The sequence below is a fragment of the Stenotrophomonas sp. SMYL89 genome, from assembly GCF_036319985.1.
GTDB lineage: Bacteria > Pseudomonadota > Gammaproteobacteria > Xanthomonadales > Xanthomonadaceae > Stenotrophomonas > Stenotrophomonas maltophilia_Q.
The window spans coordinates 25,740-42,589 of record NZ_JAWIRW010000020.1 but is presented as its reverse complement, the minus strand read 5'-3'; the positions used below and the strand labels follow the sequence as shown (position 1 = coordinate 42,589).

Annotated in this window: 15 protein-coding genes; 4 read left to right on the top strand and 11 right to left on the bottom strand. The window is 67.9% G+C overall.

Features of this window, described 5'->3' with window-relative positions; genetic code table 11:
* Positions 1-801: an MBL fold metallo-hydrolase gene (locus tag V3B41_RS18080; protein ID WP_207048932.1), complete on the top strand. Its 801-nt coding sequence runs from the start codon at positions 1-3 to the stop codon at positions 799-801.
* A gap of 31 nt (positions 802-832) precedes the next feature.
* On the opposite strand, the gene V3B41_RS18075 is transcribed toward V3B41_RS18080, so the two are convergent.
* From V3B41_RS18075 to V3B41_RS18060, 4 genes are all read right to left on the bottom strand, one after another.
* On the bottom strand, positions 833-1,711 hold the full coding sequence (locus tag V3B41_RS18075; protein ID WP_329861755.1) for a hypothetical protein: 879 nt from the start codon (positions 1,709-1,711) through the stop codon (positions 833-835).
* Between the two features lie 80 nt (positions 1,712-1,791).
* The gene (locus tag V3B41_RS18070; protein WP_049432681.1) at positions 1,792-2,355 is read right to left on the bottom strand and encodes a hypothetical protein; all 564 of its coding nucleotides are present in this window, start codon (positions 2,353-2,355) and stop codon (positions 1,792-1,794) included.
* A complete protein-coding gene (locus V3B41_RS18065; RefSeq protein WP_197632868.1) occupies positions 2,352-3,593 on the bottom strand; it encodes a TonB family protein in 1,242 nt (413 codons plus the stop codon). The genes V3B41_RS18070 and V3B41_RS18065 overlap by 4 nt, the downstream gene beginning before the upstream one ends.
* A complete protein-coding gene (locus V3B41_RS18060; RefSeq protein WP_010484077.1) occupies positions 3,586-3,951 on the bottom strand; it encodes a BlaI/MecI/CopY family transcriptional regulator in 366 nt (121 codons plus the stop codon). Before V3B41_RS18060 ends, V3B41_RS18065 begins: the two co-directional genes overlap by 8 nt.
* Before the next feature lie 118 nt (positions 3,952-4,069).
* Between V3B41_RS18060 and V3B41_RS18055 the strand changes: the two genes are divergently transcribed.
* The 3 genes from V3B41_RS18055 to V3B41_RS18045 are packed head-to-tail and all read left to right on the top strand — an operon-like array spanning position 4,070 to position 7,262.
* The gene (locus V3B41_RS18055; RefSeq protein WP_049432676.1) at positions 4,070-4,627 is read left to right on the top strand and encodes a flavin reductase family protein; all 558 of its coding nucleotides are present in this window, start codon (positions 4,070-4,072) and stop codon (positions 4,625-4,627) included.
* Between the two features lie 34 nt (positions 4,628-4,661).
* Positions 4,662-6,614 carry an acetyl-CoA hydrolase/transferase C-terminal domain-containing protein gene (locus V3B41_RS18050; RefSeq protein ID WP_329861754.1) on the top strand — a complete coding sequence of 651 codons (1,953 nt, stop codon included), beginning with the start codon at positions 4,662-4,664 and terminating at the stop codon, positions 6,612-6,614.
* A 45-nt stretch (positions 6,615-6,659) separates the two neighbouring features.
* Positions 6,660-7,262 carry an NADAR family protein gene (locus V3B41_RS18045; protein WP_238380329.1) on the top strand — a complete coding sequence of 201 codons (603 nt, stop codon included), beginning with the start codon at positions 6,660-6,662 and terminating at the stop codon, positions 7,260-7,262.
* Positions 7,263-7,377: 115 nt separating this feature from the next.
* Here V3B41_RS18045 and tkt read toward each other — a convergent pair whose 3' ends face one another.
* From tkt to V3B41_RS18010, 7 genes are all read right to left on the bottom strand, one after another.
* Positions 7,378-9,375 (bottom strand): transketolase, encoded by a 1,998-nt coding sequence (tkt, locus tag V3B41_RS18040; protein ID WP_197632869.1) that lies wholly within the window; start codon positions 9,373-9,375, stop codon positions 7,378-7,380.
* A gap of 161 nt (positions 9,376-9,536) precedes the next feature.
* Complete coding sequence (locus V3B41_RS18035) at positions 9,537-10,856, bottom strand: dicarboxylate/amino acid:cation symporter (RefSeq protein ID WP_049432668.1); 1,320 nt, start codon at positions 10,854-10,856, stop codon at positions 9,537-9,539.
* Between the two features lie 57 nt (positions 10,857-10,913).
* The gene (locus tag V3B41_RS18030) at positions 10,914-12,629 is read right to left on the bottom strand and encodes a BatD family protein (protein WP_329861753.1); all 1,716 of its coding nucleotides are present in this window, start codon (positions 12,627-12,629) and stop codon (positions 10,914-10,916) included.
* Complete coding sequence (locus V3B41_RS18025; protein WP_049432661.1) at positions 12,626-14,470, bottom strand: VWA domain-containing protein; 1,845 nt, start codon at positions 14,468-14,470, stop codon at positions 12,626-12,628. The genes V3B41_RS18030 and V3B41_RS18025 overlap by 4 nt, the downstream gene beginning before the upstream one ends.
* Positions 14,467-15,471 (bottom strand): VWA domain-containing protein, encoded by a 1,005-nt coding sequence (locus V3B41_RS18020; protein WP_049432658.1) that lies wholly within the window; start codon positions 15,469-15,471, stop codon positions 14,467-14,469. The genes V3B41_RS18025 and V3B41_RS18020 overlap by 4 nt, the downstream gene beginning before the upstream one ends.
* Positions 15,468-15,917, bottom strand: a complete 450-nt coding sequence (locus tag V3B41_RS18015) for a DUF4381 family protein (RefSeq protein ID WP_049432655.1) — start codon at positions 15,915-15,917, stop codon at positions 15,468-15,470. The genes V3B41_RS18020 and V3B41_RS18015 overlap by 4 nt, the downstream gene beginning before the upstream one ends.
* Positions 15,914-16,843 (bottom strand): DUF58 domain-containing protein, encoded by a 930-nt coding sequence (locus V3B41_RS18010; protein WP_329861752.1) that lies wholly within the window; start codon positions 16,841-16,843, stop codon positions 15,914-15,916. Before V3B41_RS18010 ends, V3B41_RS18015 begins: the two co-directional genes overlap by 4 nt.
* Positions 16,844-16,850: the final 7 nt, after the last annotated feature.

The following is a 16,850-nucleotide window of genomic DNA, read 5'->3' as shown; positions in this document are numbered from 1 at the left end:
ATGTCAGTCCAGGTGCAGTCGTTCTTCCACCGTGACAGCAATACCTTCAGCTACCTGGCCAGCGACCCGGCCAGCGGCGAGGCGGCGCTGATCGACCCGGTCCTGGACTACGACCCGGACACCGACGCCAGCAGCGAGTCGCCGCTGCGCGACGTGCTGCAGGCCATCGAACAGCAGGGCCTGCAGCTGCGCTGGCTGCTGGAAACCCACGCCCACGCCGACCATGTGTCGGCGGGGCGTCGGCTCAAGCAGCGCTTCCCGCAGGCCACGCTCGCCATCGGCGAAGGCATCCGTGCGGTGCAGGCGACGTTTGCACCACGCTATGGCCTGCAGCTTCCTGCTGCGGATGACATCTTCGACCACCTGTTCAGCGATGGCGAAACCTTCGCCCTTGGTGGACTGGACGGACGGGTGATCGCCGTGCCCGGGCATACCAGCGACAGCGTCGCCTACCTGATCGGCGATGCACTGTTCACCGGCGACTCGCTGTTCATGCCAGACGGCGGCACCGCCCGCTGCGACTTCCCGGGCGGCGATGCCGCGCAGCTGTACCGTTCGATCCAGCGCCTGCTGGCCCTGCCCGACGCCACCCGCGTATTCGTCTGCCACGACTACGGCCCGGGCGGCCGTGATTTCGCCAACGAAACCACCATCGGCGAACAGCGCGCGCACAACATCCACGTGCATGACGGCGTGGCCGAGGCGGAGTTCGTCAGCGTGCGTCAGGCCCGCGATGCCACGCTGGCCGAGCCGGCGCTGATGCAGCCGGCGGTGAAGGCCAACATCCAGGGCGGGGCCTGATGCTTACGCGTGCCCCCTTCATCGACGCGCCTCACTCGTAGATCACCTCGTGATAGACAGTTTCCTGCAGCAGGTCATCCTGCGCCGTGCCCACATACATCTGCCGTGACAGCACGTGCTGCGCATCGAAGCGGATACGCACGTTGTAACTCTCCGATGCGTCGCCGCCCAGCAGGTCCAGCACACCGCCGCCAGCATCTGCCTTCAGGGTTCCGCGATGCAGATCGAAGAGATCTCGGTACACCGAGTACGCCACGGGAACCGGCTGGCCGTCCACGCGCAGTTCCAGATGCGTGACCTCGCGGCATGGCGAGGTGGTCCCGCCGCACGCAACACCGCTTGCGGCCGGTGCATCGGCCGTGCGCATGGCAAGCGTGGCTTCCACCCGCCTGGTGGCAGACGCATCTGACAGGCGTACCTTCGACTTCTGCGTCAATACACGCGAGGAAGGGTCGTCCAGTTCCTGCAAGGCCTGCCGCAGGCGCTGCAGCTGTTCCGCGCATTGCGCCGGTGCCCCTGGGGAATCGGTACAGGCCGCCTGCAGCTGCAGCGCATCCACCTGTGCAGCGGTGATTTCGCCGCGATCGACCTTCATTGCCACCGCGCCGACCAGAAGCGAAAGATCACTGCGCTCTCCCCCATCGAGGATCGCATGCCGCGCAACCGGCAGCAAGGCCGGCGGCTGGGCGGCGAGCAGTTCGGCGATGCAGGGCGATCGCGGGCGGACCTGCAGCGCTCCCCGCAGATACGCCACGCGTGCGGGGTCGTCCAGCGCTGCCAGGTAGCCGCCGGCCGAGCAGGCCGGCGGACCATTTCGATACGCATCCAGGTCGTGCTTGTCCTGCCCATGCGGCGTGCAACCGGCCAGTACACAGGAAAGCCCGGCCAGCATGATTGTCCAGATACTCATCCCCAGCTTCCGTTGCCGTGTCGCCCGCACTGTACGCCTGTGCGGGCGACGGCGCCTGCCTGGTCGCGCATGGCCCGGCACTACCGGCCCTGTGTACGCACCACATGCTGGCCCTTCACGACCTCGAAGGTGAAGGCGTACTGCAGGGTAACGGCCACCGGCTCGACCCGCTCGGCACCGCGGCAGTCGCCGCGATCCGCAGGTACCTTGCCCGCTGCGAAGTGGCAGACCGCGGCGGACGAATACTTCCACATCGCAACCGCCTCCTGCGCGGCCTGCAGCAAGGGCGCATTCTCCGGCGCCCCACCCGCACTGCATTCGCTGCGGTCGGTCAACGGCATGCTGCGCTCAACGCTGCCCTGCGCATCCACCACCACCTGCAGGCAGACCGTGGTCGGCGGCAACGACGTGCGAGGATCGCGATCACCCACCACGGGATCAGGTGCCGTGTGCAGCTGCGGCATCCGGTAGCCTTCGCTGGCGGCCAGCGTGTAAGGCTGGATCTGGCCAGCCCCTCCCCCTGCATCGGGCCGCAGCCGCTGGTGACCGACATTCTCGCTGCGGGTATCAACCGTGGTCAGGCGATCCTGGGTTGCACACCCCACCAGCAGCGCCGCCATCATCAACAGCGGCGCGGACTTCACTTCGTATCCTCGGTGTCATCCATGGCGTAGGTGATCGGAATGCGTACGGCACCGGCCACCGGCTTGCCGTTCTTCCGCGCCGGTCGGTAGGTCCAGCTGCGCGCGGCGGCGATGGAGACGGCATCGAACACCCCCGGATTGGTCGCGCTGAGCACCTGTACATCGGTCGGATGGCCCTGTGCGTCCACCTCGATGCGCAGGTTGACCACGCCCACCTGGCGCTGCTCGAAGGCGGACTTCGGATAGGACGGTGGCGGCATCTTGTCGACCTGGATCGGACTGTCCAGCCCCGCCTTTGCCGCATCCTCTTCCGCATGTTCGAACGGCTCGACACCGATCCGGGTACCTACCGCCGCACCGCCCTGGCTGGCCCACGCCACCGCCGCCATTCCCACGCACAACCCGACCACCAGCACCTGCCCCGACACCCACGGCAATGCCTTCCGCTTGGACTGCTTCAACATGGCGATACGCTCCTTCAACACGGGTTGGCTGCGCCAATGGCAGACCGCGGGCGCAACCGGATGGACCAGCTGCGCCTTCAGCAGCGTGCTGGCATAGAGGCCGCGCAGCGCAGGCTGCGGGGCAATGGTGCGGGCATCACAGGCCAGCTCCTGGTCGAGCAGGAAACGGCGTGCAGCCCATGGCAGAAGCGGGTGGAACCAGAACACTGCGCGCACCAGCAGCAGCGCGCCGTTGGCCCAGTGGTCGCCATTGCGGCGATGGCTGCGCTCGTGCTGCAGGATCAGGTTCTGCTCCTGTGCGGTGAACTGCTGATCGAATTGCGGACCGACCACGATGCGCGGCCGCCACAGGCCGACCAGCGCCGGCAGCCCGGGATCGCCACTGGCCTGCCAGCTGCCATCGGCACGCGCACGCAGCTGGCCCATGCTGCGTTCGAAACGGCGCTGCGCACGCAGGTCGCGCAGCAGGCAGATGCCCGTGCCCAGCGCCCATGCCAGCAGCGACAGCAGGGCCCCAGGCACCGACCAACCTGCCCCACCGTCAGTGGCCCCCGGCACCACTTTCAACGGCAGCGTCGGTACATGCTGCAGCAGCGCGACCTGCGGCAACGGCAGCAGCAAGGTCACCAGCAGCAACGGCAGCAGCCACCAGCTGCGATAGGCCAGCCCGGCGCCGCCCAGGCCCACCAGCAGTGGTCGCAGCGCCGCCAGCAGCAGCACGCCCACCGCCAGCCACAGGCTGGCCCGCCACAGTCCGTCGAGCAGCTCAGTCATGGTCCAGCTCCTGGATCAGCTTCTTCAGTTCGGCAATGTCCTGCGCGCTCAGCTGCCCACGTTCGCTGAAGTGCGCCACCAGTGGCGCCACGCGGCCCTCGAAGACGCGTCCGATGAAGTCCTGGCTTTGCGCCTCCACCCAGGCCTGGCGCTGCAGCAGGGGCCGGTACAGATAGCGCCGGCCATCGCGCTCGGCGGCGATCGCGCCCTTGGTCAGCAGGCGGTTGAGCAGGGTCTTGATGGTCGGCTCGGCCCAGTCGCGATGGGCCAGCGCGGCCACCACGTCATCGGCACTACGTGGTGCCTGTTGCCACAGCACCTCCATCACAACGGCTTCGGCTTCGCTGATCGGGGTCATGGTTTACATCCGTAATCGACGATCTGATTACGCGCGTAATCGACTTGGCTGTCAAGTCCCTCGACTCCGGGTTCATCCCGGCTGCGCCAGCATCGGTTCCTCCCACCCCTGGCATCGGATGAAAGCGCTGCCCAAGAAGGACTTCCCGGTCGAGCAGGCACGTCGCTTCCTCGAACCCGGCCCGATCGTGCTGGTCAGTACCGCGTGGCAGGGCCAGCGCAACCTGATGACGATGGGCTGGCACATGGTGATGGGCTTCTCGCCTTCACTGGTCGCAACCTACCTGTGGAATGAAAACCACAGCCACGGCCTGGCCGTCGGCAGTGGCGAGTGCGTGATCAACGTACCCGGCGTGGAGCTGCTCGATACCGTGGTGGACATCGGCAACTGCAGTGGTCGCGAGGTCGACAAGTTCGCCCGGTTCGGGCTCGACGCGCTGCCCGCACGCGAGGTCGGCGCGCCGCTGGTCGGGCAATGCCACTCGAACTTCGAATGCCGCTTGTACGACGACAGCCAGGTGGCATCGAACAACCTGTTCATCTGGGAAATCGTGCGCGCACACGTAGCGCCACGGCCGAAGCTGCCGCGCACGGTGCACTACCGCGGCGATGGGCAGTTCATGGTGGCCGGCGCCGAAGTCTCGCGTCGACGGCGGTTCAAGCCCGACATGCTGTAATGCCAGCACTCCCCCACACGCAGGACCGCCCCGCATGACCGAACACCTCACCGACCTGGACGCCGCTGTCGACTGGTTGTTTGCGCGCGTGGACGGGCCGTTGCGGATCGGGGCACCGCTGGCGCTGGGCAAGCCGCACCGGCTGCTCAATGCCCTGTACGCGCGCGTCGAGCACGACCCGTCGCGGCCGCTGCAGCTGTATACCGCGCTGTCGCTGAACCCGCCGAAGGCGCGCGGCAACGGCATGGAAGCGCGCTTCATGGCACCGTTCACGCAGCGCCACTTCGGCGACGATTTCCCGCGCCTGGCCTATGCCGATGCGATCGCACGCGACGCGCTACCGGCACATGTGCAGGTGGAAGAGTTCTACATGCAGTCCGGCGCCCTGCTCGGTTCGCGCCAGGCGCAGTCCAGCTATACCAGCCTGAACTACACCCACGCCGCCGACGCGGTCGCCCAGCGCGCGCCGCAGGTGATCGTGCAGAAGGTGGCGATGCGGCCGGATGATCGCCGGCTGTCGCTGTCATGCAACAACGACATCACCCAGGACACCCTGGATGCCATGGCCGCACGTGGCCTGCCGCGGCCCCTGCTGATCGCCGAGATCGACCCGCAGCTGCCCTACCTGGGCGGCTCGGCCACCGTGGATGTGTCGTTCTTCGATCTGGTGATCACCCCGCCACCGCCGTATCCGGCACTGTTCGGCCTGCCGCGGCAGCCGGTCGGCGATGCCGACTACGCCATCGGCCTGTATGCCAGCACCCTGGTCCGCGACGGCGGCACCCTGCAGATCGGCATCGGCACGCTGGCCGACGCGCTCAGCCATGCGCTGGTGCTGCGCCACACCGACAACGCGCGCTACCGCCGCGTGCTGCACGCGCTGGACCCGCAGCTGGCCAGCCACCCGCTGGTGAAGGAGATTGGCGGGCTGGATCCGTTCGAGGTCGGCCTGTACGGCTGCAGCGAAATGCTCAATGAGGGCTTCCGCCGGCTGGTGCAGACCGGGGTGATCAAGCGCAAGGTGCATGACGACCTGGCGCTGATGCAGCGCATCGAGAACGGCAGCACGCTGTCCATCGACCACGCCACCCTGGCCGCCGAGGGCGAGTACCTGCACGGCGCGTTCTACCTGGGCTCGCCGGAGTTCTACGAATGGCTGCGCACGCTGCCGGATGACGAATGCCGTGCGATCGGCATGCGCAGGATCAGCGAGATCAACCAGCTGTACGGCGGCAACGAGACGCTGGAACGCCTGCAGCGCCGCCATGCGCGCTTCTTCAATTCCTGCATGATGGCCACCGCGCTGGGCGCAGCGGTGTCGGATGCGCTGGACGATGGCCGTGTGGTGTCCGGCGTGGGCGGCCAGTACAACTTCGTGGCGATGGCCCATGCCCTGCCCGAAGCGCGCAGCGTGCTGATGTTCCGCGCCGCGCGTGACGACAAGGGCCGGCGCGAATCCAACGTGCGCTGGAACTACGGGCACACTACCATCCCACGCCACCTGCGCGACATCTACCTCAACGAATACGGCATCGCCGATCTGCGCGGCTTGACCGACGAGGATTGCGTGCAGGCGATGACCGCAATCACCGAGGCGCCGTTCCAGGGCGACCTGCTGCAACAGGCGCAGGCTGCACGCAAGCTGTTGAAGAGCACCCAGCCGGATCCCGAGCGCCTGCAGCGAAACACGCCGCAGGCATTGGCCGCCGCACTGGCACCGTTCCGTGCCGATGGCAGCCTGCCGGACTATCCGCTGGGCAGCGATTTCAACGAGATTGAACAGGTGCTGGTGAAGGCGCTGGGATGGCTGAAGGCCAACACGCAGACCCGTGGCGACAAGCTGCGCACGGTCTGGGCGGCGCTGCGGCAACCGGCCGGCGACGGCGACGCGGTGTACCTGCAGCGCATGGGCCTGCAGGCGCCGAAGGATTTCGCCGAGCGCCTGGACGCGCGCCTGCTGCGCCTGGCGCTGGCGCGTACTGCGTAATCACGCGTACGGTAGCGCCGGGCCATCCCCGGCGAAAAAGCATCAGTGCCAACCAAGGTTGGCACCTACCAGGGCACGGCGGCACGCTATGCTGTGGCGATGAACGATGATTCCCGTTTCCTGCATGATCTGCAGCAGCGCGAGGCTTCAGGCGAAGACCTGCGTTACCTCTGCTTCTGGGGCCACCAGCCGCCGCGCAGCGGAGTTTCTGCGTCCTGTTTCAGCCAGTGGTATGACGCCGGCTTCGAGATCGATGGCGTGCACTACCGCACCGCCGAGCACTACATGATGGCCGGAAAGGCGCGTCTGTTCGGCGCCACCAAGCTGCTTGAGAAGATCGTCGCCAGCACCACGCCGGACAAGGCCAAGGCTTTCGGCCGCCAGATCGAAGGCTTCGATGAAGCGCGCTGGACGCAGGCCCGCTACGACCTGGTGGTGGAAGGCAACAGGGCCAAGTTCGCGCAGAACCCGGAACTTGGGGCGTTCCTGCGTGCGACCGCAGGCTGGGTGCTGGTCGAAGCCAGCCCGGTGGATTTCATCTGGGGCATCGGCCTGGCCAAGGATCACGCCGACGCGCACAACCCGGCGCAGTGGCGCGGATTGAACCTGCTGGGGTTTGCGCTGATGGACGTGCGGGACGCAATGTAACGCTCATCCACGCATGGCGTGGATCTACTGGCACGGCGGCCGATTCGTTTCGCCCCACAGAAAAAGAGAAAGGCCGGCTTGCGCCGGCCTTTCCTTCATCACGCTGCGATGCTGCTTACAGCGCCTTGGCAGCTTCCACCACATGGGCGGTGGTGATGCCGAAGTGCTTGTACAGCTGGTCGGCCGGGGCCGAGGCACCGAAGGTGTCGATGCCGATCACCGCGCCGTCCAGGCCGACGAACTGGCGCCAGAAACCGGTGACGCCGGCTTCCACGGCCACGCGCTTGCGCACGGCGTTCGGCAGCACCGATTCACGGTAGGCCGCATCCTGGCGCAGGAACACGTCGGTGGACGGCATCGAGACCACGCGGGTCTTGAGGCCGGCCGCGTCCAGCTGGGCCTTGGCTTCTGTGGCCAGCGAGACTTCCGAACCGGTGGCGATCAGGATCACGTCCGGGGTACCGGCAGCGTCGGCCAGCACGTAACCACCGCGCTCGATCTGGGCGATCTGCTCGGCGTTGCGCGGCTGGTGCGGCAGGTTCTGGCGGCTGAACACCAGGCAGCTCGGGCCGTCCTGGCGGGTGATCGCGGCCTTCCAGCTCACGGCCGACTCGACCGCATCGCACGGGCGCCACACATCGTTGTTCGGGATGTAGCGCAGCGAGGCCAGGTGCTCCACCGGCTGGTGGGTCGGGCCGTCTTCGCCCAGGCCGATCGAATCGTGGGTGTAGACGTGGATGGCGTGGGCCGGGATCAGCGCGCTCATGCGCACACCGTTGCGGGCGTAATCGCTGAACACCAGGAAGGTGGCGTCGAACGGAATGAAGCCACCGTGCAGGGCCAGGCCATTGGCGATAGCCGTCATGCCGAACTCGCGCACGCCGTAGTACACGTAGTTGGCGTTGGCGTCGTCGCTGGCGACCGACGTGCTGCCCTTCCACAGGGTCAGGTTCGAGTGCGCCAGGTCAGCCGAGCCACCGACGATTTCCGGCAGCAGCGGTGCGTAGGCTTCGATGGCCAGCTGCGAGGCCTTGCGCGAGGCGATCGTCGGGCCTTCAGCGGCGACCTGGGCGATGTAGGCATCGGCCTTGGCAACGAAGTCGGCCGGCAGTTCGCCGTGCGAGCGACGGGTCAGTTCGGCCGCTTCGCCCGGGTACTGGCTGGCGTACTTGTCGAACAGCTGTTCCCACTCGGCCTGGCGCAGGGTGCCGGCGCCATTGGCGCGCCAGCCGTCGTAGATCGCCTGCGGGATCTCGAACGGACCGTATTCCCAGCCCAGCTGCTTGCGGGTGGCTTCCAGTTCGTCCTTGCCCAGCGGGGCACCGTGGCTGGATTCCTTGCCCGCCTTGTTCGGCGAACCAAAACCAATGGTGGTGCGGCAGCAGATCAGGGTCGGCTTGTCGTTCTGCGACAGCGCGGCCTCGATGCCGGCCTTGATGCTTTCCGGGTCATGGCCGTCGACGTCGCGGACCACGTTCCAGCCATAGGCCTCGAAACGCTCCGGGGTGTTGTCGGTGAACCAGCCCTCGACGTTGCCGTCGATGGAGATGTGGTTGTTGTCCCAGAAGCAGACCAGCTTGTGCAGGCCCCAGGTACCGGCCAGCGACGCCGCTTCATGCGACACGCCTTCCATCAGGCAGCCATCGCCCATGAACACCCAGGTGCGGTGGTCGACCACTTCCAGCTCCGGGCGGTTGAAGCGCTGTGCCAGCAGCTTCTCGGCCAGGGCGAAGCCCACGGCATTGGCGAAACCCTGGCCCAGCGGGCCGGTGGTGGTTTCCACGCCCGGGGTCTCGTGGCGTTCCGGGTGACCGGCGGTGTGGCTGCCCAGCTGGCGGAACAGCTTCAGCTGTTCGATCGGCAGGTCGTAACCGCTCAGGTGCAGCAGTGCGTACTGCAGCATCGAACCGTGGCCGTTGGACAGCACGAAACGGTCGCGGTTGAACCAGTGCGGATTGCTCGGGTTATGGCGGAGGTAGTCGTTCCAGAGGACTTCGGCGATATCGGCCATGCCCATGGGCATGCCGGGGTGGCCGGACTTTGCGGTTTCAACCGCATCGGCGGCAAGGAAGCGGATGGCGTTGGCCAACTGGCGACGGGTAGGCTGCGTCATGGTTCTGTCGGAATCGGGAGGCGGCCGCGGACGTGCGGGCGGCCTATTGTCCCATAGTCGCCGGGCCGGGTCAGGTCGGACCGGAAAACGAAAGGGGTCGGATCCCATTCCATGCGGAATGGGATCCGACCCCGATCAGGTCGCCGGCTGTGGCGTTGGACCTAGTCCTGCTGCGGGCCCAGCGCCGGGCCGTCGTGGGACTCGCCCTTGGCCACCAAGGTGGTCAGGGCCAGGTCGCCGGTCACGTTCAGCGCGGTACGGCACATGTCCAGGAAGTGGTTCACGCCCAGGATCAGGCCGATGCCCAGCGGGTTAACGCCGACCATCGCACAGATCATCGCCACCACCGGCAGCGAGCCCGACGGCACGCCGGCGGTACCGATGCCACCAAGGATGCAGACCGCCATCACCATGATCTGCTGGCCGATGCTCAGGTCCACGCCGAAGAACTGGGCCAGGAAGATCACCGTCACGCCCTCGAACAGCGCGGTGCCGTTCTGGTTGGCGGTGGCGCCCACGGTCAGCACGAAGCGCGACACGCGCTGCGGCAGGCCCATCTGGTCGGCCACGCGCAGCGCGGTCGGCAGGGTGGCGTTGCTGGAGGCGGTGGAGAACGCCATCACCGTCGCTTCCTGGGTATCGCGGAAGAACGACAGCGGCGAACGGCCGGACAGCCACACCGCAGTGCCGTAGGTCACGACCATGTGCAGGCCCAGCGCCAGCACCACCACGCCCACGTAGGCACCGAGGCGGATGATCAGTTCGAAGCCGAACAGTGCGGCCAGGTTGAACATGAAGCAGGCCACCGCATACGGGGCCAGGCGGATGACCAGGTTGATCAGGGTCATCGAGATTTCAAACACGCCTTCGATGGCGCGGCGCAACGGGGCGACCTTCTCGTTGTCGGTCAGCACCATGCCGATGCCGAACATCAGCGCGAAGAACATCAGCGACAGGATCGCACCGTTGTCCGACGCCGCCTGCAGCACGTTGCTCGGCACGATCGACAGCAGCATGTCCATGCCCTTCGGCGTGCCATGGATGCCGGCAACGATTTCCTTGCTGCGCTCGGCGTTCTCCGAAAGCATCATGGCGGCGACCTGCGGATCGACGCCGGCGCCCGGCTTGAGCAGGTTGACCAGCACCAGGCCGATGCCCACGGCGATGCCGGACAGCAGCACGGTGTAGGCCAGGGTCTTCCAGCCGATGCGGCCGAGGGCGCGGATGTCGCCCATCTCCGACACGCCCATGATCAGCGCCGAGAAGATCAGCGGCACGATCAGCATGAAGATCAGGTTGAGGAACAGGCCCGACGCCGGGGTGGTGACGTAGTCCATTACCCACTTGGCACCGGCCTGCAGACCATCGACGCTGCCGCCCAGGGCGTGCACGATCAGTCCCAGGACCAGGCCGATCGCAAAGCCGATGCCCATCTTCCAATGCAGGGGCAACTTCTTCTTGTCGGCAGCAGCTGCTGTCATACGCGGGTTTCCTCGAAAAATGAATGCACTCTAACAAAGCGCGCAAGCGACGCCGGTTCAGGTTCGCCGCGGTGGATACAGCGGCGCCAGGCCAGTGTCGGCGGGGCCGGCAGCCGTCGACCAGTGCGGTCCGTCACGGAAGACCTCGCGCAGACGCGAACGCAGCGATGCCAGATCGCCCTGCCCGCCCCAGCGTGCCTGCTGCAGGTCCTGCAGCACCTGGCGCTGCGCCGGGTCATCCAACCGCGCAACGACCTGCTCGATGCGTTCGACGCCGGCCATCGCGCACAGCTGTGCCTCGACCTGCTCGAACCCTTCGCCATCCAGCGTGCGGCGCAGTTCGGCCAAGCCAGCACGTCCGCTCGCCACAATCGGCACAGAGGGCTTGCCGGCTACCGGCGCCGCCGCACGCGGTCGGCGGCCTCGCTGCCAGCCCCACAACAGGGTCAACAGCCACAGCAACGCCAGGCCGACGGCCGCGCCCATCCACGGCCACGGACGTTCGGCCAGGCCACCGGCACGCGGATCGGTCGCGGCGATGCGGCTGTCCTGGCCATCGCTGCCGGGCAGCGCGGCATCGGTATCGATTGGCGGCGGCGGTGCCGGCGAGGTGCTGCCAGCGCCATTGCCCGCCGCGACCGTCAGTGTCAGATCCGGCAGCTTCGCCTCCTGCGCCTTGCCTGCGCGCACATCCCACCACGGCAGGCGTGTACCGGGCACCACCAGCGAGCCGGGCTGGCGCGGCACGATCGAATAGCGGCGGGTGATCTTCAGCCGCGGCGTACTGCCATTGAAGGTCTCTTCGTACTGCGCCGGTTCGGCGAATACCTGCGCGGCGCTGCCGACATCCGGCACCGGCAGGTCGGTGAACTGCGCGCGGGTCGCCCCTTCGGCAATCGCTTCGACCACCACATTGGCCGCTTCGCCCGTACGGGCACTGGTCGGTGCACTGGTGTAGCGCAGCTGCAGGCTCTGCAGCGGCAGCCACGGTTGTGGCGCCTGCGCCGGTTGCGCCTGCACCTGCAACGTGCGGTCGGCGCCGGTGGCGTTCATGCGCCCGTCGCCACCGCCGAAGAAGTCGTCGAAGAAGCCACCGGCGCTGCGGCCGTTGAAGCGCGCACCTGCGAGGCGCAGGGTGCCGCTGCGCTCCGGGATCAGCAGGAAGCGACGCTCGACCATGTTGTAACGGCGGCCGTTGACCTGGCGCACATCGGTGCGGTCATCGCCCACGCGCTGCAGCGACGCACCGGCCGGTGTATCCAGCACCAGCTCGCCCGACGCCAGCTGTGATGCGAAATACAGGCGCACCACCACGCCCACGCTCTGCTGCACATAGGGCGTCTCATCATCGACAACGGTCTCGATGAAGGCCATCGCATTGCTGTCGGGGCCGGCGACGGCAGCGGCGTCCACCTGCAGGGTCAGCGGCGCGGTACGTGCACTGCCCACCTGCAGGCCCGGAATCACAAGCGCTCCGCTGCGCCGTGGCGTCAGTGCCACGCCATAAAGATTGCGCTGCTGCATGCTGCCATTGCTCCACTCCACCTGGCGGCTGCTGGTCTGCCCGCTCAGATCGAAGTCGTTGCGCAGCAGGGTGAAGTCCGGCGCGCCCTGGTCGCTCTCAACGTTGAGGGTGACCGTGTCGCCCATCGCGATGCGGTCACGGTCAAGCCAGGCCCGCGGTTGCGCCCAGGCCAGCAGCGGCAGCCACAACAGCAGCGCCGCCAGAACGTTCCGTGGCCAGCGCCCATGCATGTTGATCGCCCGCGTCATCGCCCTTCCCTCTTCCTGCGTTCGTTTTCCAGCTGGAACTTGGCCCGCAGCAACGCGCCCGGATCGTCCGGAACACGCCGCATCCACGCTTCCACCGCTTGCTGCTCCTCGCGCTGGCGCGCGGTGCGGCCGTCACCGGCCGGTACCGGCTTGCCGTCCTTGTCCGCCTCGCCTTCGCGCGCCTGCTGCATCGCCTGCTGCATGCGCTGGCGCTGCTGCTCGTCGGCCTGCGCCTGGGCCTTGGCATCCTCAACCTGCGGCGGCACCTGCTGGCCATCGCGGCTGCGCTCGCCGGACTGCGGCTTCGATTGCGTGCTGTCGTCACCCGGCCTGGGCTGGCCCTGCTGGCCCTGCTGTGACTGTGGCTGACCCTGTCCCGGATCCTTCTGGCCCTGCTGCGGCTGCTGGCCTTGCGGGTTCTGCTGGCCCTGGGACGGGTTCTGCTGCTTCTGCTGCCCGTTCTGCTGCGGCTTCTGCTGGTCCTGCCCCTGCCCCCCCGACTGCTTGCGCTTGCGCGCGGCATCGACCACCGCGCGGTTGGCCACCGCATCGGGCATGCCGGGATGCAACGCCAGCGCACGGTCGTAGGCGGCGATGGCTTCATCGTAGCTGCCCTGGCGCGCCAGCGTATTGGCCAGGTTGTACCAACCGGCATCGTTGTCGATGCCTTCGAACTGCTTGCGCGCGGTGGCGAAGTCGCCCTTGCGATAGGCCTGCACGCCGTCGGCCAGACGCTGGTGCTGCAGCTGGTCGGCCCGCTTCCACAGGGTGCCCTGCGGCGGCTGCGAAGCAGGCGCCGCAGGCGTCTGCGCGTGCACGTCACTCATCCATGGCAACAGACCCACCGCCAGCACCGCCGCCAGCACCGCTCGGCGTCGGAACGCCAGCAGCGCCAGCAGCATCAGCGGCGGCAACAGCCAGAAGCCCTCGTCACGCCATTGCTTGCCTTCGCCCGGCCGTTGCGTGGCGCTGCCTTCGCGTGCATCAAGCACGCCCAGCGCACGCAGGTCGCTGTCATCTGCAGCGATGCGCGCATAGCGGCCGCCACCTGCCGTGGCAACGGCACGCAGGCTGCCTTCATCCAGCGCGGCCTGGCGAATCTGCCCACTGCCATCACGGTAGGCCGCGCCGGCGGGCGTGCCCAGGCCCAGTACCGACACCTGCAGTCCAAGACCGCGCGCCTGCGCGGCTGCCAACGCAGCTTCGCCATCGGCTTGATCGGTGACCAGCAGGATCTGTCCCTGCGGTGCAGCGATCTGCCGCATCAGCCGCGTGGCCCAGTCGATGCCACGGTCGGCACGCTGACCATCACGCGGCATCACATCCGGCGACAAGGCATCCAGATACAACGCAACATTGCTGCCGTCATCGGTCAGCGGCGCCACGGTGTAGGCATCTTCGGCGTATACCACCAGGCCGACCTGCCCGCCCTTGCGTGCGCGCAGGAGCTCGCCGACCTTGGCCCGTGCCTGCAGCAGCCGCGACGGCGGCAGATCGGTGGCAGTGATGCGGCTGGACAGATCCAGCACGACCAGCAGCGGTGCGCTGGGCTGGAACATCGGCTGTGCCTGCTGCCGCCAGCTCGGTCCGGCCATGGCCAGTGATGCCAGCGTCCAGCCCAGCAGCACCGCCAATGGCAGCCGCATGCGACGGCGCGTACCCGCCGCCAGCAGATGCGGCAACAGGTGTGCATCCACCGCCTGCCGCCACGCATCGCTGCGCCGCTGCCGGTACAGCGATACGGCGAGAATCACCGGCAGCGCCAGCAATGCCCACAGCCATTCCGGGCGCAGGAAGTGCAGCGCGTTCCAGTCCGGAAGATGGGAGACGAACGCGATCATCGACGACGCTCCGGCCACGCCCAGGCCAACGCGCCCAGCAGCAACGCCAGGCCCAACGGCCATGCGTAGCGTTCCTCGCGCGGGCGCAGGCTCGGTCCCTTCGCCGCGATTGGCTCCAGACGGTCCAGTTCGGCGTAGATGCCGGCCAGCTGCGAGGTATCGCGTGCACGGAAGAACTGGCCACCGGTCAGGCTGGCAATTTTCTTCAACGTCGCCTCGTCCACCGGATCCTGGTCAGCGGAAATCGGAATGCCGAGGAAGCGCATGCTGCCATCGCCACCAAACGCAACGGTGTGGATGCGTACACCTTCGGCCTGCGCGACTTCGGCCGCACGCAGCGGTTCGAGCACGCCGGCATTGCTGACGCCGTCGGTCAACAGGATCAGTACACGCTGCCCTTCGGGCTGGCTGCGCAGGCGCTTCACCGCCAGGCCGATGGCATCACCGATGGCCGTCTCGCGGCCAGCCAGGCCGACCACGCTGTCGCGCAGCTGGTCGCGCACGCTGGCCAGGTCGGCAGTGAGCGGCGTGAGCGTATAAGCGCGGTCGCCGAAGATCAGCAGGCCGATGCGATCACCGGCGCGACGATCCAGGAAGTCGGCCAGCACGGCCTTGGCCGCGGTGAGGCGATCCACCGCCTGCCCCCCCAGTACCATGTCGCCCTCGCCCATGCTGCCGGATACGTCCATCGCCAGCATCATCTGCCGCCCCTGCTGCGGTGGCGTGATGGCCTCACCCAGCTGCTGCGGGCGCGCGAACGCGATGCACAGCGCGCACCAGCCCAGCCACAGCAGCAGCGTACGCAGCCACGACACATCGACGCGGCCACCACCGGACAGCGCTTCCAGTTCACTCGCCGCGTACGGTACGCGCAGTGCCGCACCCGGGTCGGCGCGGCGCTTCCACCCCTGCATAAGCAGTGGCAGCGGCAACGCCAGCAGGGCCAGCGGCCACGCCAGCTGCAGGTCCGGCCATGGCCAGTAACTCGCCAGCAGGTTCATCGGCGGCGCTCCAGCAGCATTGCCAGGTAGCGCTCGCGGGCCCAGCTGCGCACGGCCGCCACTTCGCTGGCGTCCACGCGGGGGCGATAGGCACCTTCGGCCAACAGGCTGCGACGCGCGTCGGGCAACGTGCCCTTCGGATCCACGCGCTGCCACCAGGCATCGTCGCGCAGGGATTCACTGCCCGGCTGCGCCTGCCGCGCGGCACGGCGCAGCAGGCCGGCGATCACCGCCAGTTCCGCGGTGGCATCAGTGGTGGTGGCCAGCTCCTGGTCGAACGCCTGCAACCAGCGTTGGCGACGGCGGCGGCGTTTCCACCACAGCAGGGCCAGCGCCAGGATCACCAGCAACACCGCGCCGCCGATCATCAGATAGCCGGGGGCCGGCGGCCACCACGACGGTGCCGGCGGCAGCTGTACATCGCGCAGCGGAAGGTTGGCGCTCATGCCGGTACCTCGGTCGCCGACGGCGCCAACCAGGCATCGCTGGGCGCATCGGTGGACAACACCTGCACGTCAACGCGGCGTGCGCCGAGCTGGCGGCGCAGCGCCTGCAGCGGTTCGACGAAGTGCGCCTGCCAGTGCGACTGCACTTCGCTGCGCCGCAGATCAAGGCCAATGCGCTGCTGCGCGGTCTGGAACTGCAGGGCCGCCGAAGGTGGTTGCAGCTCGAGGGGATCGACCAGCAGCACCAGGCTGAGGTCATGGTGCTGGGCCAGCGCGCTCCAGCGCACGACGGGAATCTTCGCGGCCTGCTGCGGATCGGCCAGCACCAGCATGCGCGCCCCGGGACGCAGCACGCGGGCGGCATGGTCCAGCGCGCGCTCCAGGCCGAGATCGTCGGCGGGCGGCTGCGCGTACCAGCGGGTGAGTGCGTCGAGCACGCGCAGTACGCCCCGCGGCCCACCCGCAGGTGCAATCGGCGCTTCGCGGTCGCTGCCGCGCAGGGCACCCACGCGATCACCGCGACGCTGTGCCGACCACGCAGCGACGGCGCCCGCGCGGGCCGCCTGCACCGACTTGAATCGCACGCGGGTGCCGAAATACAGCGCCGGTGAAGTATCGGCCACGATCAGGCTGACCCGCTCGCGTTCGGCCTGGAAAAGCTTGGTATGGGCACGCCCGGTCCGCGCGGTCACGCGCCAGTCGATATGCCGGGCATCATCACCGGCCACGTACTCGCGTGACTCGGCGTACTCCATGCCACGCCCACGCAGCGGCGACGGCGCCTGCCCGGCATTGCCGGCACGACCAAGGCGCGGCGGCGGCGGCCGCTGTGCCAGCCGGCGCAGGGCCACCAGTTCGGACAGGTGCGGGCGCAATCCGTCGCCATCACTGACGGTGGATGCGGCTTCCAGGGATCGATCGGTCATGCGCAGG